Below are 18,501 nucleotides of genomic sequence, written 5' to 3'. Positions count from 1 at the left end.
CCCTCGCCGCACGCGGCGAGGGCCTTCTGCGCATCCCGGCCCGTCAGCCGGCGCCCAGCAGCTCCCGGACGCGGGCGCCCGCGGTGCCCAGCCCCGTGGGGGCGTCGAACGGGGGAGCGGTCACGGCGGCCACGGCGGGGGCGGCCGGCAGGGCGTGGTGCCGGATCAGGTGCGGCTCGTCGTAGCGACGGCAGCCGTTGTGCCAGGAGACGATCGCCGCCATCCAGTCCTGCAGCTCCTCGGCGTGGGCCCGCAGCGCCCGGCGCGCTGCGGCGTCCAGGCCCAGGTCGTCGCACAGCGCGGGCAACTGCCGGGAGACGATGTGCCGGAACTCCCGCATCCGGGAGTTCATCAGGTCGGCGACGATCCGCACGGCCTGCTCGCGGTCGCAGTTGAAGAAGTTCTGCACGACCAGAACGGCATTGTGCACCCCGCCCTCGAACTGGATCTCCTTCTGGTAGGAGAAGACGTCGTTGACGAGCATGCCGTAGTCGGACGCCGCGGCCACCATCGCCCGCACCGGGCGCGAGTCCAGGACCGCCGGCGGCAGGCTGCCCGCCGCGCGCAGCCGGGGCAGGGCCATGGTCAGGTCCGACCCGAAGGTCCTGCGCCGCATCTCGATGTAGTCCACGGGCTCGGGGATCCGGTTCATCCGCTGGTTGGCCAGCTCCCACAGCCAGCTCTCCAGCATCGCCACGACCGCCTCGCGCAGCGCCTGCCGCCCCGGCGGCGGCATCGGCCCCACCGTCCGCGCCCACAGGTCGGCCAGGCCCCGCTCCAAGGGGTTGAGCGGTACCTCGCCCGCCTCGCCCTCCAGCGGCATGAAGCGCAGGAGCCGGTCGTGGCACGCCCGGGCGCCGGCCAGGTCGCCGCCGCGGCCGAAGACGGCGGGGTAGGCGTCGTCGGCGTACGTGCCCCAGACCAGCCAGTCCGTGGCCAGGTCGAGCTCCTCCGCACTGGCCGCGGGGTGGATGCCGGCCGCGCACAGGGCGATGTCGTAGTCCGCCATCTTCTCGTGCGTCCACACGCCCGAGAGCGGGTCGCCGGGGGAGCGGGCGAGCAAGCCCATGCGGTGCGCCCAGGCGAGGGTGTTGCGGCGGGCGGTGTCGAGGTGGGGGCTCAGGCGCGTCTCGAAGGGCATGTCCACATGCGGCCGCGGCAGCGGTCCCACCTGCGCGAACGGCACGTGCGCGTGGCTGCGCAGCCGGGCCGGCAGCGAGGCGACGAGGGAGGGCACGATCAGTGCGGCGGACGTGCCGAGCCCCAGCGGACCACCGAGCAGGGCGCCCGCCCCCTCCAGCACCCCGCCGGCGGCGCCCTTCATGTAGCGGCTGGAGCGCATGTGCCACTCGTGGCCGCCGGACTGCCAGTCCTGCAGGCCCTTGATGTACGCGAAGACGTCGGCGCACTGCCCGGGCGTCAGCCCGTGCTCGGCGAACAGCGGCCCGAGTTCGGTGGCCACCGTGTGCTCGAACTGCTGCAGACGCGAGGTCAGCAGATCGTTGACCGCGTCCGCCGCCTCCTGCGTGCCGCAGTCCAGGAACCGCTCCAGGACGAGCACCGCGTTGGACAGCTCGCCCTCGGCCTCGACCTCCCGCTGGTACGAGAACAGGTCGTTGCGCAGGTGCACCGCATCGGCGAAGGTGTCCCGCAGCACCCGCATCGGCCGGCTCGCGGCGACGGCGTCGGGCACCTCCGCCCCCGCCGCATGCTCGACCAGGTTGGCCGACCAAGGGGCGCCGCCGACCTTGCGGCGCATCTCGATGTACTCGACGGGATTGGCCACCCTGCCGTCGTTGATGTTGGACAGCTCCCACATCGACTCCTCCAGCAGGTTCCACGTGCTCTCGCGGAACCGCCGGCGCCAGCCGGCCGACATCGACGGCACCGTCCGCGCCCACAGGTCGGCCAGCCCCGCCTCCACCTGGTTCGCCGGCTCCTCGGCCGGCCCGGCGTCGTCCATCGGCATGAACAGCGCCAGCCGGTCCAGGTAGGCCCGGGCCCCCTCGGTGTCGCCCGTGCGCTTGAACCGCTCCAGGAAGTCGTCGTCGAAGAAGAACACCCACACGTACCAGTCGGTGACCAGGTCCAGCTCGGGCCCCGGGGCGTCGGGGTGGGTGTAGGAGCACAGCAGCGCGTAGTCGTGGGAGTCGAAGTCCCGCTCGTCCCAGACGCCCGACCCCTCGATCATGCCCATCCGCCGGGCCCATGCCTTCGAATGCTGCCGGGCGCCTTCGAGACGGGAATTGAGGCGGGCCGGATACGGCGTGTAGAAGCGGGGCAGCTCGAAGGGATTGGGCATCGCGCGCGCGGCCTTTCCATCCGGTTTCCGGGTCGGGCGAGCGCCAGGGGTCGGCGATCGTTCCGCACAGTAGGGGGCGGGCCGGGGCCGCGGCCTGCGACAGTAGGATTTCCGCTCAATATGGTGAAGTGGGACGGTGCTTGATTAAGGATCTCCGCACCAGCGGTGGACGCTGCGGGGGCGCCGCACGGGCCCGGGTCCGTGCGGCGCCGTGACGCTCAGTCCCGTGCCCGGCGCGCGGACAGCCGCCGGATCGCCCACCCGGTGACGGCCAGCACGCTGCCGGAACCCAGTCCCGCGACGAACGCGGGCAGCGCCGCGTGCACGACGGTGCCGGGGGACAGCGGAACGGCCGCCGGCGAGGGGACGCCGGGCTGTGCGGGTGCCGCGGCCGGGGGCGGGGAGTCCGCCCGTACCGCGGCGGCGGGTGCCAGGGTCACGACCGCGGCCGTGAGCGGTGCCACCAGAAAGATGCGGCGTGCACGGTAGCGCACGCACGCCGCCTTGTGGCGGGTTTGGCGGGGAAGCACGGACCGAGCGTGCTGCTTCCTAGGATGCAACGAAGCCCCTCGGGGTGAGGACCGGGCCGTCCCTCCCTGCTGCCCAGCTGGTGCCGGGGCGGCCCGGTCGTGCGGAGGCCGGCCGGCGATCGCCACCCGGCCCCTCCAGTGCACACCGTGCGGAAGGGTGGGTTACGCCTTCTTACGAGTGAATGATTGTCGGATTGAGCGAACGCGGCCGCCCATGACGGCAGGATCACGGTTCTCTGACAGATCTGACAGCAGGGAGCCCCCGGCCATGCCCGCTCCGACTCCGGATGAGCAGGGGCCAGGCGGCGCTCTGCTGAGGCTGCGCGACGCCGTGCAGGCCCTGCATGCGCAGGCCGGCAATCCCTCGTACCGCGCCATCGCCAACAACTTCAAGGCCGACGACCTCAAGCGCATCGCCACCGCGTCCCACAACACGGTGGGCGACGTGCTGACATGCAAGCGGCTCACCCGCCGGGAGACCCTGCAACTCGTGGTCCGCCAGCTGCACGAGGACAGCGCGGACCCCCGACCGTTCGCATCGGTCTGGCCCGCCTACGAGGAGCTCTGGTTCGCCGCCGACAAGGAACGACGCCACCGCACGCTGCCCGAGCCCGTCCAGCACTTCCTCACCGTCCTGCAGGACGAGGTCCTCGCCCCGCTCGGCGACGACACCGGCGCGCTCGCCGCCCGGGCCGGGCTGTCCGAGGACGAGCTCAAGACCCTTTCCGACGGCACGCGCCTGCCCGAACCGCACGAAGTCGAAGCACTGCTGGCCCTGTCGGACGACGACCGGCCGCCGCTTGCGCCCGCGGTCCGTCGGCACCTGATGGTGGCCTACTACGACATGCTCCGCGCCTGCGCCCCCGACCGGTACGCGGACGCCATGCTGCGCGAGGAGTGCGAGGCCCAACGCGAGTACCGCCGGATCCTGGAGGAGATGCTGCACCGCGACGAGCAGCGGCGGCAGCAGGACGCGGTCCTGCACGCCGCACAGCTCGACGGCCTCCTGACGGCGCTGCACGACGCGCAGACGCACGCCGCCGACCAGGTCGCGGGCGCCCGGAACCGGCTCGGTGCGGCGGCCCGCCGCACCGAGCGGCTGGAGCGGCAACTGCGCCGCGAACGCTGGCTCAAGGAGACCGCCCGGGCCCATGTCCGGGCCCTGCAGGGCCTGGTGGGACTGCTGCGGGAGCACACCCGGCCCGCCGCCGGGCGGGAGCAGTACGTACGGGTGCTGCAGGACCGGCTGGCAGCGGCCGAGCGGGAGGCCGCACAGGCGCGCAAGGCGGCCGCGGACGCCAGGAGCCTGCTGCTCGACATGCGCAGCGAGCGCGACGCCTCCGAACGCAAACTCGCCGAGCAGGCGGCGCTCCAGGAGGCCGCGACCACCGTGGCGTCCGCCGCCGAGCAGCTCGCCGCGCCGGTCGTCCCCGTCCTGCCGCAGAGCCCGTGGAACGGCACGTGGGACGGCGCGTGGGACGGCACGTTCGACCCGTCGGTCCGCGACCTGACGACCGCGTCGTCGCCGGACCACGGCGGCCACTCCTGGTACCACGTGCCGCCGACCGGACACCCGGGGTACGAGCCGTACGCGACGGCGCCCCCGGGCCCCCTCCAGGCCCCCGCGGCACCGCCCGCCCCGGGCGATCTGTCCGCCCTGGACACGTCCCTTACATGGCACTGCGGCCTCAGCCCGCTGTCAGAGGCACTCGATGCCCCGCCCGTGACAGTCGGGCCGCCGCCCGTCGTCGAGCCGGCGCCACCCCCCAAGGGCCTGCTCCGGCGCCTCCAGTCCGTCTTCCGCAGCCGCGCCGGCCGCCACGCCCGCCCCCGGCAGACCTGAATCGGGGGGCCTGCCCGACGGTTCATGCGGCGCCCCGAAGGGGCGCGGGGCGGTGCGTCGACTGCGGGCCGTCGGTGGCCGACCGCGCCCACGCGGCGGCAGCCGCAGATCGACACGTCCCCGCGCCCCTACGGGGCGCCCCGTAGGGGCGCGGGGAACTGCGCGACAAGCCACAACGCGCCCGCAGACGGGGTGCCGTGCCGCGCCCACGCGGCGGCAGCCGCAGACCAAGACCGCCCCGCGCCCCTGACGGGGTGCGGGGCGGCCGGGGGGGGGCGCGGGGCGCGGCGGGGGCCTTAGGCCACCGGGGCCGGGAAGGTCGGGTACTCCACGCCGGAGACGTGCTGGACGACGCGGATGACCTGGCACGAGTAGCCGAACTCGTTGTCGTACCACAGGTACAGGATCGCGTTGTCGCCGTCGACCTTGGTGGCGCCGGCGTCGATGATCGAGGCGTGGCGCGAGCCGATGAAGTCGCTGGAGACGGCGTCGGGCGCGGTGGTGAAGTCGATCTGACGCTTGAGCGGCGAGGTCAGCGAGACGTTGCGCAGGTGGTCGAGGACCTCCTCGCGGGTGGTCTCGCGGCCGAGACGGAGGCTGAGGATCGCGATCGAGACGTCCGGGACGGGGACGCGGATCGAGCTGCCGGTGATCGGGGCCTTGAGGTCGGGCAGCGCCTTGGCGACGGCGGAGGCGGCGCCGGTCTCGGTGATGACCATGTTGAGCGGCGCGGAGCGGCCGCGGCGGTCGGCCTTGTGGTAGTTGTCCAGCAGGTTCTGGTCATTGGTGAACGAGTGGACGGTCTCCACGTGGCCGCGCAGCACGCCGTACTCGTCGTCCATCGCCTTCAGCGGCGGGACGATCGCGTTGGTGGTGCAGGAGGCGCAGGAGAGGATCTGCTCGTCCGGCTTGATGGTGTCGTGGTTGACGCCGTGGACGATGTTGGGGACGTCGCCCTTGCCCGGAGCGGTCAGGACGACCTTGTCGATGCCGGGGCGCAGGTGCTTGGACAGGCCCTCGCGGTCGCGCCACTTGCCGGTGTTGTCGATGAGGATGGCGTCCTTGATGCCGTACGCCGTGTAGTCGACCTCGGACGGGTCGTTGGCGTAGATCACCTTGATCGCGTTGCCGTTGGCGACGATCGTGCTGTTCGCCTCGTCGACGGTGATGGTGCCCTGGAACTGACCGTGGATGGAGTCGCGCCGCAGCAGCGAGGCGCGCTTGACGATGTCCTGGTCGCCGCCCTGACGCACGACGATGGCGCGCAGCCGCAGGCCGTTGCCGGAGCCGGACTTCTCGATGAGCAGCCGGGCGACGAGGCGGCCGATGCGGCCGAAGCCGTAGAGGACGACGTCGCGCCCCTCGCGGCACGCGATCTTGTTGTCACCCGTGGCGCCGGCGACCGCGCGGGCCGTGAACTCCTCCACCGACAGACCGCTGGCGTCGGCCTTGTACGTCGCGGCGAGCATGCCGATGTCGATCTGCGAGGGACCGAGGTCGAGCGTGGTGAGAGCCTGCAGGAAGGGCATGGTCTCGGTGACCGACAGCTCCTCACCGGCGATCTGCCGGGCGAACCGGTGGGTCTTGAGAATGCTGATCACCGACTTGTTCACCAGGGAACGGCTGTGCACCAGGACCGTGACGTCCCGCTCCCGGTGCAGCTTCCCGATGAGCGGGATCATCGACTCCGCGATCTCCTCACGGTTCTTCCAGTTCGTGAACGAGTCGTCGTTGACTATCACAGACACAGGCTTCTCTTTCGAGCTAGGCAGCGCTCATATGCTAACCCGATGCGGTGATCGATCAAGCGGCGCCCGTCAGGTGTGACTCATCCCTCGTCACCCGGCTCCTCCGCCCGGCCGCAGGAAGCGCCGGAGCTTCTGCAGCGGCCACGTGTTGATCACGTCGTCCTTCGTCAGCCAGCCGCGCTGGGCCGTGCCCACCCCGTAGCGCATGTAGGGCAGGTGCACGACGGAGTGCGCGTCCGTGTTCACCACGAACTTCACCCCGTACCGCTTGGCGCGCAGGATCTCCTCGTCGCCGAGGTCCAGGCGCTCGGGGTGGGAGTTGATCTCCAGGGCGGTGCCGGTGCGCGCGCAGGCGGCGAAGACCTCGTCGAAGTCCGCGTCGATGCCCGGACGCCTGCCGATCTGGCGCGTGGTGGGATGGCCGATGACCGCCACGTGCGGGTTCTCGCAGGCGCGCACCAGCCGGCGGGTCAGTTCCTCGCGGGTCTGGTTGAAGTGCGAGTGCACCGACGCCACGCACACATCGAAGCCGGCCAGGAACTCGTCCGGCCAGTCCAGGTCGCCCTCCGGACCGATGTTGAGCTCGGTGCCGTGCAGCAGCCGCATGCGGCGGTGCTTGCCGTCCAGCGCCCGTACCTTCTCGCGCTGCGCCAGGACCTTCTCGTCCGTCATCCGCTGCATGTACAGATTCGGGGCGTGGTCCGTGATGGCGAAGTACGCGTAACCGCGCTCTGCCGCGGCAGCCACCATGTCCTCCAGGCGGGACACCCCGTCGGTGAGGTCGGTGTGCGTGTGGAGATCCCCGCGGATGTCGTCTTCCTCGACCACGTCGGGCAGCTCGCCCTTCAGGCCGGCGGCGATCTCGCCCCTGTCCTCGCGCAGCGTCGGCGCAATCCACGGGAGACCCAGCTCGGCGTAGATCTCCTCCTCGGTCCCGGAGACCGCCTTCCTGCCGCTCTTGGCGTGGAAGAGCCCGTACTCCGAGAGCTTGTACCCGTGCCGGATGGCCATCTCCCGCAGGCGAATGTTGTGTGCCTTCGAGCCCGTGAAGTACAGCAGGCCGGCGCCCCAGGATTCCAGGGGCAGGACCCGGAGGTCGACCTGGGGTGTTCGTACATGTCGTACGAGTGGCATCCCCGCAGATCAAAGGCACCATAGAACGTATGAGCACGAACCAGGACGCTCCCCAGCGATGGGGCATCTTGGCCCGTAAATCGAAGGTCCTGAGCGAGGAGGACGCACGCCGGGAGCTGAGCACAGAGGCGCAGATCGAAGCCGGCATACGGGCCGCTCGCCGCGAGGGGGCCGAGGTACTGCCCGAGTACGTGTGGTCAGAGCTGGGCTCGGCATTCAAGGAGCGGCAGCGCGACGACTTCGAGGCGGCCCTGCACGCGCTTGCGGAAGGCAAGATCGACGTGCTCTGGGTGTACATGCTGGACCGGTTCAGCCGGCGGGGCGCCGAGGACCTGCTGCGAGTGATCGGCAAACGCCGTGTGATCTTCGATTACGACGGCTTGGACAGCATGAACGCCCGCGACCGACGCTGGATCATCAACCGAGCCGAAGAGGCTCGCGAGTACAGCGAGCGTTTGTCGTACAACGTCAAGAACACGAAGCGCACCCAGCGGGACAAAGGCTTGTGGCTCGGAATGCCGCCCTACGGCCTGGTCGCCGACAAGCACCGGCAGCTGCACTGGGACACATCGCCGACCGGCATCGGCGGCTGGACACCGGTCAAGGTGGTGATCCGCATCCTCAACGAGGCCGCCGCCGGTTTCTCCCTCAGACGGATTGCTTTCGGGCTCAACCACGATCACATCCCCTCGCCGCGTGGCGGCCTGTGGTCGGCCCCGACGGTGCACCGGATCATCGTCAATCCGGTGTACGAGGGGTGGCAGGTCGTGGAGGGCGCATCGTCGTCCAAGGTTCTCCTCTACCGCAATGCGGCAGGGGAGCCCGTCCGGGTGATGGAACACGCGCCGATCTCGGCGGAGCTGGCGCAGAAGGCACGGGCCAACCTCAAGCTGATCACCCCGTCGCCCTCCCGGAGTGGTACCGAAGGCGGAAAGCCGGGCAGGGTGCGCTTGGTAGCCGGGCGGCTGCGATGCGAGGGGTGCTATGGGGCGGCGACCTTCTCGGGCGGCCGAAGCTATGCCTGCACGCTGACTCGACACTATGCCGGCGCATGTCCGCGCCCGGCCCACATCAACGCGGAGGCTCTGGAGTCGTATGTCGTCGAGGCGTGGAAGAAGCGACTCGCGGCCATCGACCCCTCGGACCCTGGCGACCGTGACAGGGAACTCTTGGTGTCGATCTCCGACCATTGGGCGGCCCTGACCCAGCCCAAGGAGACCCAGGAAGCCCGCGAGGCCCGGAAGGCCGTCAAGGAGGCCGAGGCGGCCTTGAAGGACCTGTTGGAAGCGCGCTACCAGCGGAAGGAGTTCGAAGGGGCGGCGGCTCGCTTCTACCCCCGCATGCTTGAAGAGGCCGAGGCCGCCGTCTCAGCGGCCAAGAAGCGTGCGTCCGAATACGGTGGCGAGGCTCCCGAGGTGCCGTTCGTGGGAGACCGCGAGCTGGTGGACGAGGCATGGGAGGCCGCAACGCCGGAGTTCCGGCGGGACCTCCTGGGCCTGGCCCTCAGATTCGTGATCATCCGCAAGACCGTCGACCGGAAGCGTTCTGACCCCACGAAGCAGGCTGACATCTACTGGCACACCGATGCCGTGCCAGCGCAGGTCTTGGACGGCATCCGGCGGGCGCAGTCGCGGAAGCGAGCGGATGTGAACCCGCAGAGGCGCAAGGCTGCTTAGGTCTCGACAGCCGCAGCAAGAGAGCCGCTGCCCACCCTTCCTTTCCTATACGCGCGTTAGAAGAAGAAGGATTGGGCAGCGGCCTTTCTGCTGGGCACTGGTGGCTTGTCGACCGAGGGCACACCCGTGCCGGCTGCCCCGCCCGCTGTACCCCACCCGAACTTAATCAGGGTGCAGGACCGAGAGCGCCACGCGCGCGCGTGCGCGGAAGAACGGAGCGACGCCCCGTAGCGCGGCCCTGCGACCCGCCCCGCCTGGCGCGGTCCCGTGGTGACTCTCCTCCCACGGTTCGACCCCGGGCGGGGCGCTGGTTCACGGCTCGGTCGCCTCCCCCGGAGGCGGTGGAAATTCGGCATGGCTACCGCTCAGTGAAGCCACCAGGCTGCCCCGCTGCTGACAAGGGTGGTCGTGATCGCTATCAGCCACGAGGGGATGCGCTGAACGGCAAAGTAGAGCCCGCCGCAGCGGACTTCAATCTGTGGAGTTGCGGTTCGCTGGGCAAAGTCTTGCCTGGTCAAGTGCCCTCCCCGAGTGTGTGGATGCGTCCCACTCTACGCACCCCGAATGGGGCAACTGCCCTTCGATCAAGAAAAGTTCAGCCGCATGGATGGGTCGCTGGGAGGGTATGACCCATATTTACGGCGTACCTCGACAAGACTCAGTGAGCGGCAATTGGTCCACCAGCACTCGTCGTGCTCAGCTCCCGCGAAACTGGCCGCGCATCCGCGCCGCTGTTCTGTCCCGGGACACGCACCTTTGCCAGTGGGTCCGCTACGACACCGGTCTTCCGTGCTTCGAGGAGGCCACCGAAGTGGACCACCGCTTCGATCCGCACGACCATCGGCTTGAGGCGCTGTGGTCGCTGTGCCACTGGCACCACGCTCGTAAGACGGCGCAGGAAGCGGCAGCCGGACGGAGGCGGGCGCGTGAGGCCTGCGAGGTGCCCCGTAGTCGCAGGCCCCACCCTGGGGCGCTGTGAAGCCCCTGGGCCTGCGCGAAACCCCGGGGTGCTTCCCTAAGCGGCCCCCGGACCGCAGCCGTGGGTGGGTGGCTGACCCGCGCGGAGCGCGTGGCCGGTGGGTGTGGGGCGGGGCCCGGTGGTGCTGCTGTGCCGTTCGTCATGCTGTTGAACCGTGCAGTGCGCGGTCCTGCCGGGGTGCTGCCTGGGCCGGGTGCCCGTTGAGGGCGTGCCCTCCATGGGCAGGGCCGGCGTTCTGCCTCTCCTGCTGGTGCGGCTCGTCGCGTTCGTTGCTGCTTCAACATCATTGATCGCTTCTCGCGCGCGAGCTACGACGAGTCGACGTCACGTCGTCGCGATCGTGACCGACCCAGGGGGGTGGCTCCCCGATCATGGTTCTCCCTGACCGGGGCGTGATAGCAGCTCGGTTTCTGTGCGATCCCGAGGCCGCTCCTTTTCCCCGCTTCGACCCTTGTGCCGTCTGGCCGAGAGCCGCTTTGCCCACGTACTGGAACCCGAGGTGACGACGCCCTGCGCATCGATCCCAAGCTGAAGGACGCGGACAAGATCCGGGCCGCCCTCGTGGACGGCTTCGAGGTCGAGTTGGAGCTGGAGCCGGCGGACTTGGCCGCGATCGACATCGCCGCTCCCATGCTCGCGCGAGCCGCGTCCCTGGACGACCTCGTGCGCCGCGAGGGGCAGATGGTCCCCGGCGGCAACCGCGCCGGCATGTTCGTCCTGCACCCCGGCATCACCGAGGCCCGGCAGCTCCGGCAGGCCGCCGGCGCACTGCTGGCGAAGGTCCGCGGTGAGGGCGATGGGCCGGAGCGCGGGCACAACTCGCGCTCGGCGGCCGGTGCCCGGTGGGCGGGTCGCGGCTGATGGCCCGCCGCAAGAGCAGGGCCGGGAGCGGCCCGTCGAACGAGGCCCTGCGCATCGCTCGGACGATCGCCTACTACGGGGCGTGCCTGGATCGGAGCGTCACGCACGAGCAGGCCCGCGCCCTGTGGGCGCACGACATGACGCAACCGTTCCCGTCCTGCCCGGGAGACGTACCGCCGGCCCTTCTGGCCCGGCTGGAGGCCGAGGCCCGCCGCGACGCCGAGGCCGGCACATGACGACAGCGAGCGGGTGGCGGCGTGCGTTCCCCGGGCGCGTTCCAGAGCCCGACTCGCGTACCTACTCGATGGTGATGTCCTCGTAGGTGATCGTCACTTGTTCCGTCATGTTCCCGGAGTTGCCTGCGCCGAGCTGGGGGCCTTGCCAGCGGGATGCCCAGGCGTTGGTGAGATGAATGCGGCGAATGGTCTGCTTCTGTGCGTCCTTCAAAGCGATGGTGATGTCAGGCCGGGCGCTGTCTAGGTCGGCGTTGACCAGTGTGGTCTTGATCCAGTCGGTGAATGCGGTGCTCTTGTCCATGCCACGGGTGATGGTGATTTCACCGGTCTTGCGTGTGGCCGGCTGTTCGCGCACGATCAGCTCGCCGGTCGCGGATACCTGCCGGACTTCGATGACGTCCTGTTCCAGGGGCAGTCCGGACACGTCCTGGACGGTCTCGACCTGGTGCTCGCCCAGTTCAATAGCGAAGGTGCTGCTGCTAAATGTGTCACCGGTCAGCACGACGGGTGCCTCCTGCTGCTCGTGGCTGGGCGGCCAGCCGGATGTTTCCTCTGACCTGCTGCCTCGACTATTAATCGTTCCTTGCTGCGTGGGCACCCGCAAGTGGGACCTATGGTCACAACTGGCAAAGACGGAGGTAGCGCTTGCCCGCGCCGGTTTTCGCTCCTGTGCGGACCGTTGAGGACACCGTTCCCGAGCTGACCCTGGCCCGGGAGATCCTGCGGTGGACGGCCCGGCACTTCCGGGCTGACTGGCGGTATACCCCGGAACAGGTGCGCATCCTGGCCCGGTGGTACGCGGTCGACGCCGACGGCGCGTTCGTCCACACCTCCGGGACACTCAGGAGGCTCAAGGGCTGGGGCAAGGACCCGATGATGGCCTCGGTGTGCTGGGTCGAGCTGATGGGCCCGTGCCGCTTCGGCGGCTGGCACCCGGATGGTTCGCCCAAGGGCGTGCCGGCCAAGGAGCCGTGGGTTCAGATCTTCGCGACCTCCGCGACGCAGAACACCAACACCATGTCGGCGCTCCTGGGCCTGCTGACGGACGAGACGATCGCGCAGTACGCGGTCGATCTGGGCCAGGAGAAGTGTTACGCGACGCTGCCGGACGGCCGACGGTGTCGGCTGGAGGCGAAGGCGTCGTCCTACCGGGCCGCCGAGGGCGGGCGCCCGAGCTTCGCCCTGATGAACGAGACGTGGCACTGGGTCACGGGCAACCACGGCCCGAAGCTCGCGGCGACGATCCGCGCGAACTGCGCCAAGGTCTCCGGCCGCTACATGGAGATCACGAACGCTCCGGTGGTCGGCGAGGACTCGGTGGCCGAGAACACGCTGTACGACTTCCAGAAGCAGCGCGACGGCAAGAACCGCGCCACCGGTCTGTACTACGACAGCGTCGAGGCCCCCTCCGGGGTGGACCTGGGCGACGAGGAGCAGTTGCGCGCCGCTCTGCTGTGCGCCCGGGGGGATGCGGTCTGGGTGAACCCAGACCGGGTCATGCCGGAGATCTGGTCGGCGTCGACCACCGAGGACGAGTCCCGCCGCAAGTACCTGAACCAAACGACCGTCGCCGAGGACGCGCTGGTCGACCCCGAGGACTGGGGCCGGTGCGAGGTCGAGGGCCGGGCCTTGCGGCCGGGCGACCGCATCGTGTTGGGGCTGGACGGCGGCGAGGCCGACGACAGCACGGCCTTGGTGGCCATGCGCGTGCGAGACGCGCTGTGCGTCCCGCTGGGCGTCTGGGAGAAACCGGACGGGCCGGCCGGGGCCGGCTGGCAGGTGGACAAGGACGTCGTCAGCGACGCCGTGGCGAACGCCTTCGCCACGTACAACGTCGCCGCGTTCCTCTCCGACGTCGCGTATTGGGAGACCTACACCGCCCAGTGGTCGGAGACGTACGGGCCGAGGCTGCTGATCCGCTCGAACGTGCGGTCCGCGGTGGGGTACGACATGCGCGCGAACCAGCGCGAGATCACCACGGAAAACATGGCCATGGTGGGGGCCATCGAAGCCCACCAGCTCCTTCACCAGGGCCACTTCACGCTGCGCAGGCACGTGGAGAATGCCCGGAAGCGGCCGAATCAGTACGGCATCAGCTTCCGCAAGGAGTCGCGCGAGAGCCGGCACAAGGTCGATGCGTACGCGGCGCTGCTGCTGTGCTGGATCGCCCGCCGACGCCTGATCGAGTCCGGCAAGCTCAAGCCACAGCGCGCGGTGGCGACACTGACCGCGTACGAAGGGTACTGAGAAGCTTGACCGAGGGCGCGAGCGTGCTCCTCCAGCGGGCGCGCCACGCTCGTGGCCTGATCCAGCGGGACTACGAGCGGCTGAACCTTGCCGACCGGTACCTGCGCGGCTACCACCGCGCGCCGTTCATCCCGAAGAAGGCCAACCCGGAGTTCCGGGCCCTGGTGAAACGGTCCTTCGACAACATCGTCCCGCTGATCGTGGACGCGCCGACCAACGCCATGGGCGTGGACGGCTACCGCCGCTCGGGCAGCGACACCAACGCGCCCGAGTGGAAGTGGTGGCAGGCCAACCGGCTCGACCAGCGGCAGCACCAGGTCCACCGGGGCGCGCTCGCGGCCGGCCACAGCTACGTGACCGTCCTGCCGGGCCTGCGCCCCGGGGAGAAGCGGGACCGGCCGCAGGTGCGGGCGTACGACGCGGTCAAGACGGTGGCCGTCTACGAGGACCCCACCTTCGACCCCTTCCCCTTGTACGCCCTGCACCTGGACCGGGTGCCGGGCGACGGCGGCCAGGAGCCGCACACCGGCCGGCTCATCGACGACCAGGCGGTCTACCACCTGGATTTCGAGGCCGGTGACCCGAAGGTGACGAAGGTCGAGTCGCACGGCATGGGCGTGTGTCCCGTCGTGCGGTTCGCGCCGGCGGTCGACTTGCAGGGCCGCACGCAGGGGCTGGTCGAGCGGGTCATGACCACGCAGGACCGCATCAACCAGATGACGCTCAACATGCTCATCGCCCAGCACTACGGTGCCTTCGCGATCCGCTTCGCCACCGGACTCGCGCCGGTGGAGGTGCTGGACGAGTACGGCGACCCGGTCCGCGACGAGAACGGGCAGCCCACGTTCCTCCCGCCGGTGCTGGACCCCTCCACGCTGCTGGTCTCCCCGAACGCCGAGACGCAGTTCGGGCAGTTGCCGGCCCAGTCCACGAAGGATCTTCAGGACTCCATAGCCATGGCGGTCAAGCACGCCTGCATGGTCACCGAGACCCCGCCGCACTACGTGATGTCGGACATGGTCAACATGGCCGCCGACGCCCTGGCCGCCGCGGAGTCCGCGTTCATGCGCAAGGTCGCCGAAGTACAGGCCGCGTTCGGCGAGAGCTGGGAATCGGTCATGAGGTTGTGTGCGCTGGTGGCCGGCGACCGGGCCGGCTTCGAGGACGAGGAGTCCGAAGTCGTCTGGGCCGACCGGGGCAACCGCTCCTTCGCCCAGGCTGCCGACGCCGGCCTGAAGCTGTCGCAGATCGGCGTCCCGCTCGGGATCGTTCTGCGCAAGGTGCCCGGCTTCACGCAGTCGGACATCGACGAGGCGGTCAAGGAGTGGAAGGCCGCTCAGGAACGGCAGCTGCGCGAGATCGCGGCGAGCCAGCAGGTCAAGGCTCCCGGCGAGGGGGTGAACGGTGGCGACGAGCGTGCAGGCTCGGCAGGCAACAGCCGCGTACCGGCGGGCGCAGGAGCGCATAGCCGCTGAGGTGGCCGCCGACCTCACCGCCTGGCTGGCCGGCGTCTGTGCCGAGGACGTACGGGCCGGTGCGGGAGCGCTGGGCCGGGAGTACCGGGCCCGCATCGCGCGGGGCAGGCGCAGGTCCTACGGCCTGGCCGTGGCCTTCTACCGGCTGCTGCGTGCCCTGGAGACCGGCACGGTCGTCAACCTGCCCGGAGCCGAGACGGCCGAGGGCCCGACCCTCGCGGGGCTGTGGGCCGAGTTCGGCAAGGTGGCCGGCCACCACGCCGGCTCGGCGAGTCTCGGTGGTCACCTTCCGGTCGATGACACTCCGTGGGCCGGCTACGACGAGCGCACCGAGCAGCGCCGCGCGGAGGGCGCGTTCCACCGCGAGGTGACCGCCCGCCTGGACAAGGCGCGGGGTGCGGCGGAGCGGCGGGGCCGGCTCGATGACCCGGAGTTCGAGAAGGAGCTGGCCGAGGTCATGACGACCGCCAGGCAGGAAGCCGCCCGCACCGGGTCGCAGGTCGCCGAGGACGGGGGGCGCGAAGCCCTCGCCGAGGCCATTCGCAGTGACCCCAAGGCGCTGGGCTACTACCGGGAGACCGACGCCGACCCGTGTGCCTGGTGCGCGATGCTCGGCGGCCGGGGCGCGGTCTACAAGTCGGCTCAGTCCGCCGGCCTGTCGGACGGCCATCGCTACCACCCCGACTGCCACTGCCAGCCGCGCCCGGTCTTCTCTCGGACCCACACCCTGCCCGAGGCCAACCAGCGCTACATGCGGCTGTGGCGCGAGAAGTCCGCCGATGGCCTGACGCTGGCCGAGTGGCGGCGAGAACTTGAGAAGGAGAGCAGCACCACGTGAGCGAGCAGACCCCGGTGGAGGCCCCCGAGCAGCCCCAGGCGACGCCGGCCCCGACGCCGGCCGAGGTCTTCGGCGGCAAGGAGCCCGCGCCGGCCCCGGCTGAACCGCCGGCCGTCGAGCCCGCGCCGGCCGGGGAGCCGGCCGAGGCCGCGGTGGACTACCGCGCGCTGTACGAGAAGGCGCAGGCCGAGGCGCGCACGTTCGCGGACGCGGCCAAGGCGGCGGACGCCGAGGCCGCCGGTTACAAGAGTCAGCTGGCGGAGATGGAGGTGTCGGTGATCCGGCATCAGGAAGCCGCCCGCGTCAACCTGCCTGCCGACCTCGCGGAACGCCTCCAGGGCGCAACTCCCGAGGAGATCGCCGCCGATGCGCGCAAGCTCGCCGCGCTGGTGGCTCCCAAGCCGGTCACCGGCAAGGGCGGGCTGGAGCCTGACGCGCCGGCCGAGCAGGACCCCGAGGCGATCACCCGCCGCATTCGCGCGATCAATTTCTGAGCCGCACAGAAACGTTCCTCAACGCCCCGGCCCCGGGGCTTTCGCCTACCTGAAAGTAGTTGCACCACCTCTTGGCTCACAGCTTCATCACTACGGAGAACGCGGGTGGCAAGGTCGCCCGTCAGGCTCTGTCCCTCCTCGCCGCCGAGCTGGTCCTGGGCCGTCTGGTCCACCGCAGCGCCGAGTCCGAGTTCGCCGGCGGTGTCGGCAACGTCGTCAACATCAAGAAGCCGGGCCAGACCCAGGAGGCTCACGACGCCGGCACCGCGACGCCGACGATCGGCAGCGGCACCCAGGGCTATCTCGACGTCCGTGAATCCTCGGTGCCGGTCCGGCTGGATCACCACTTCATCCACCCGGTCAAGGTCACGTCCCGTGAGCTGACGCTGGACATCGAGAGCTTCGCCGCGCAGGTCCTCGCCCCGCAGGTCCGCAAGATCGGCGAGCGCATCGAGGCGACCGTCGCGGAGCCGATGAACGCCGCCATCATGGCCGTCCCGGAGACGGCCACGGTGGACCCGGCCAAGGCCAAGGCGCTGCGCGAGGCCATCATCGCGGCCGGCGTCACCATGGACGAGGCCCACGTTCCCGCCGCCGGCCGCATCCTGGTCGTCTCGCCCGCCTTTTACGGCGAGCTACTGAAGGACGACCTGTTCATCCGCGCCGACCAGTCCGGCAGCACCGAGGCGATCCGCAACGCCAACGTCGGCAACATCCTCGGCTTCGACGTCTTCAAGTCCACCTACATCCGTGGCGGCGCGCTGGCCATGACGCGCGAGGCGTTCGCCCTGGTCGTCCGCGCCCCGCAGGCGTCGATGGGCGCAAAGCTCTCCGGCTCGGAGTCCTACCAGGGCTACGCGATGCGCTGGATTCAGGACTGGGACACCGCCGGCCTGTCGGACCTGTCGATCTGTGACGTCTTCGCCGGCGCGAAGCCGCTGTTCGAGGGCCCCGACCCGATCACGGGTCTCGCGGAGTTCTGCCGGTACGTGCCGATCACCCTCAAGGGCAACGGCACCGGCAAGTAAGGCGGCCCGACCATGCCGGACACACAGTCCGCGAGCCGGCTCGCCGACCTCGCCGAACTGGAACGCCGCTACGGCGGCACCTTCGCGGGGGCCGAACGCGACCAGGCCGAGGCCGCCCTGGACGACGCCTCGGCCATCGTCCGGGCGCACGGGAACCCGAGCTGGGGCGCGGTCGTCGACGGTCGGCCGCGGCCGGTGCCGGCGGCGGTCAAGGCCATCGTCCTGGCGGTGGCCGAACGACGGGTCCGCAACCCGGAGGGCTTCGTGTCGGAGTCGGCGGGTGAGTACAGCTACCGCATGCCCGAGCAGGGCGCGGTGGGCGGCTCCCTGTCGAAGGGCGAGCAACTGCTGGTCGAGCGGCTGTCCGGCCGCAGCGCCCTGCGCTCGCTGGAGGCCGTCCGGGCCGTCGTCCTCACCGACCGGTGCGCCGGCTACCCGTACCCGGACCCGTCCGACCAGCGGGGGCTCGTGTGATCTTCCACCGCCGGGCCCCCGTCGAGCTGAGCATCTTCCCGCCGGACCCGGTGGGCGACGGGTACGGCGGCACCGCTCCGGGCCTGGGTGAGCCGGTGACCGTGCGGGCCTTCGCCCAGCCCGTGGACGCCCCGGAAGGGGTCGCCACAGGCTGGGCCGCCCCGGTGCGCCTGAAGGTGCTCATGGGGCCCTGCGAGGCCGCCCAGGTGTGGGCGCGGGTGGAGATCGACGGCGAGCCCTGGCACGTCGTCGACCCGCCGCGCCTGCACGGGGCCTCGCGCCGCACCCGCTACCTGTCGGCCGTCATCGAAGGAGGCAGCGCTGGCGTACGTGAAGCCCACCATCCATAAGACGGTCGCCGGCCTGCCCGGGGTCATGCAGAACCTCAAGGAACACGCCACCGTGATGGCCGGCGAGATCAAGGCCGTGGCCGCGCCGCACCGCAAGACCGGGGCGTTCGAGCACGGCATCAAGGTCCGTCGGCTCCGCAAGGGCTACGCCGTCAACCTTGAGGACCGCAACAGCGCCTCGATCAACTACGGCCACTTCACCAAGGCCGGCGTGTGGGTCGACGGCATCCACGCCGTCGAGCACGTCGTGGGCGCGGGGCGCGGCTCCCGGAGCCGGAGGTGAGCC

Annotated in this window: 16 protein-coding genes and 1 pseudogene; 12 read left to right on the top strand and 5 right to left on the bottom strand. The window is 70.6% G+C overall.

Features of this window, described 5'->3' with window-relative positions; translation table 11 throughout:
* Positions 1-43 precede the first annotated feature (43 nt).
* Positions 44-2,302, bottom strand: coding sequence for a germacradienol/geosmin synthase (locus tag AB0K17_RS17440; protein WP_365983445.1), 2,259 nt, complete (start codon positions 2,300-2,302; stop codon positions 44-46).
* A gap of 218 nt (positions 2,303-2,520) precedes the next feature.
* Complete coding sequence (locus tag AB0K17_RS17435; protein ID WP_365983444.1) at positions 2,521-2,796, bottom strand: hypothetical protein; 276 nt, start codon at positions 2,794-2,796, stop codon at positions 2,521-2,523.
* A gap of 304 nt (positions 2,797-3,100) precedes the next feature.
* On the opposite strand from AB0K17_RS17435, the gene AB0K17_RS17430 reads away from it, so the two are divergent.
* The gene (locus tag AB0K17_RS17430; RefSeq protein WP_365983443.1) at positions 3,101-4,675 is read left to right on the top strand and encodes a hypothetical protein; all 1,575 of its coding nucleotides are present in this window, start codon (positions 3,101-3,103) and stop codon (positions 4,673-4,675) included.
* A 296-nt stretch (positions 4,676-4,971) separates the two neighbouring features.
* On the opposite strand, the gene AB0K17_RS17425 is transcribed toward AB0K17_RS17430, so the two are convergent.
* Both AB0K17_RS17425 and AB0K17_RS17420 read right to left on the bottom strand, forming a co-directional pair.
* Positions 4,972-6,417: a glyceraldehyde-3-phosphate dehydrogenase gene (locus AB0K17_RS17425; RefSeq protein WP_365968420.1), complete on the bottom strand. Its 1,446-nt coding sequence runs from the start codon at positions 6,415-6,417 to the stop codon at positions 4,972-4,974.
* A gap of 96 nt (positions 6,418-6,513) precedes the next feature.
* Positions 6,514-7,527, bottom strand: a pseudogene (locus tag AB0K17_RS17420) (DNA polymerase/3'-5' exonuclease PolX); the annotation flags it as partial.
* A gap of 59 nt (positions 7,528-7,586) precedes the next feature.
* Between AB0K17_RS17420 and AB0K17_RS17415 the strand changes: the two are divergent.
* From AB0K17_RS17415 to AB0K17_RS17405, 3 genes are all read left to right on the top strand, one after another.
* Positions 7,587-9,233: a recombinase family protein gene (locus AB0K17_RS17415; RefSeq protein WP_365983442.1), complete on the top strand. Its 1,647-nt coding sequence runs from the start codon at positions 7,587-7,589 to the stop codon at positions 9,231-9,233.
* A gap of 1,540 nt (positions 9,234-10,773) precedes the next feature.
* Entirely contained in the window at positions 10,774-11,073 is a 300-nt protein-coding gene (locus AB0K17_RS17410) for a hypothetical protein (RefSeq protein ID WP_365983441.1), read from the top strand.
* Positions 11,073-11,309, top strand: coding sequence for a hypothetical protein (locus AB0K17_RS17405; protein WP_365983440.1), 237 nt, complete (start codon positions 11,073-11,075; stop codon positions 11,307-11,309). Before AB0K17_RS17410 ends, AB0K17_RS17405 begins: the two co-directional genes overlap by 1 nt.
* A 61-nt stretch (positions 11,310-11,370) precedes the next feature.
* Here the strand turns inward: AB0K17_RS17405 and AB0K17_RS17400 are convergent, their stop codons facing one another.
* On the bottom strand, positions 11,371-11,811 hold the full coding sequence (locus tag AB0K17_RS17400) for a phage tail protein (RefSeq protein WP_365983439.1): 441 nt from the start codon (positions 11,809-11,811) through the stop codon (positions 11,371-11,373).
* A gap of 167 nt (positions 11,812-11,978) precedes the next feature.
* Here AB0K17_RS17400 and AB0K17_RS17395 point away from each other — a divergent pair, with 167 nt between their 5' ends.
* The 8 genes from AB0K17_RS17395 to AB0K17_RS17360 all read left to right on the top strand — a co-directional run bounded on the left by AB0K17_RS17395 (position 11,979) and on the right by AB0K17_RS17360 (position 18,498).
* Positions 11,979-13,556: a terminase gene (locus AB0K17_RS17395; RefSeq protein ID WP_365983438.1), complete on the top strand. Its 1,578-nt coding sequence runs from the start codon at positions 11,979-11,981 to the stop codon at positions 13,554-13,556.
* A 5-nt stretch (positions 13,557-13,561) separates the two neighbouring features.
* Entirely contained in the window at positions 13,562-15,031 is a 1,470-nt protein-coding gene (locus tag AB0K17_RS17390) for a phage portal protein (protein ID WP_365983437.1), read from the top strand.
* Complete coding sequence (locus AB0K17_RS17385; RefSeq protein WP_365983436.1) at positions 14,973-15,869, top strand: hypothetical protein; 897 nt, start codon at positions 14,973-14,975, stop codon at positions 15,867-15,869. Before AB0K17_RS17390 ends, AB0K17_RS17385 begins: the two co-directional genes overlap by 59 nt.
* Complete coding sequence (locus AB0K17_RS17380) at positions 15,866-16,363, top strand: hypothetical protein (RefSeq protein WP_365983435.1); 498 nt, start codon at positions 15,866-15,868, stop codon at positions 16,361-16,363. The genes AB0K17_RS17385 and AB0K17_RS17380 overlap by 4 nt, the downstream gene beginning before the upstream one ends.
* A 71-nt stretch (positions 16,364-16,434) precedes the next feature.
* Positions 16,435-17,391, top strand: coding sequence for a P22 phage major capsid protein family protein (locus AB0K17_RS17375; protein ID WP_365983434.1), 957 nt, complete (start codon positions 16,435-16,437; stop codon positions 17,389-17,391).
* A 12-nt stretch (positions 17,392-17,403) separates the two neighbouring features.
* Positions 17,404-17,865 carry a hypothetical protein gene (locus AB0K17_RS17370; protein ID WP_365983433.1) on the top strand — a complete coding sequence of 154 codons (462 nt, stop codon included), beginning with the start codon at positions 17,404-17,406 and terminating at the stop codon, positions 17,863-17,865.
* Positions 17,862-18,215 (top strand): hypothetical protein, encoded by a 354-nt coding sequence (locus AB0K17_RS17365; RefSeq protein WP_365983432.1) that lies wholly within the window; start codon positions 17,862-17,864, stop codon positions 18,213-18,215. The genes AB0K17_RS17370 and AB0K17_RS17365 overlap by 4 nt, the downstream gene beginning before the upstream one ends.
* A complete protein-coding gene (locus AB0K17_RS17360) occupies positions 18,196-18,498 on the top strand; it encodes a DUF5403 family protein (RefSeq protein WP_365983431.1) in 303 nt (100 codons plus the stop codon). Before AB0K17_RS17365 ends, AB0K17_RS17360 begins: the two co-directional genes overlap by 20 nt.
* Positions 18,499-18,501 lie beyond the last annotated feature (3 nt).

It is taken from the genome of Streptomyces sp. NPDC049585 (assembly GCF_040675615.1).
Lineage (GTDB): Bacteria > Actinomycetota > Actinomycetes > Streptomycetales > Streptomycetaceae > Streptomyces > Streptomyces luteosporeus.
Note: the sequence above shows the minus strand (reverse complement) of the source record. Positions and strands in the feature narration are given on the sequence as shown.

Coding starts and splice junctions, on each gene's coding strand:
- AB0K17_RS17430 (WP_365983443.1), top strand. CDS start 3,101: ATGCCCGCTCCGACTCCGGATGAGCAGGGGCCAGGCGGCGCTCTGCTG.
- AB0K17_RS17415 (WP_365983442.1), top strand. CDS start 7,587: ATGAGCACGAACCAGGACGCTCCCCAGCGATGGGGCATCTTGGCCCGT.
- AB0K17_RS17440 (WP_365983445.1), bottom strand. CDS start 2,302: ATGCCCAATCCCTTCGAGCTGCCCCGCTTCTACACGCCGTATCCGGCC.
- AB0K17_RS17370 (WP_365983433.1), top strand. CDS start 17,404: ATGCCGGACACACAGTCCGCGAGCCGGCTCGCCGACCTCGCCGAACTG.
- AB0K17_RS17405 (WP_365983440.1), top strand. CDS start 11,073: ATGGCCCGCCGCAAGAGCAGGGCCGGGAGCGGCCCGTCGAACGAGGCC.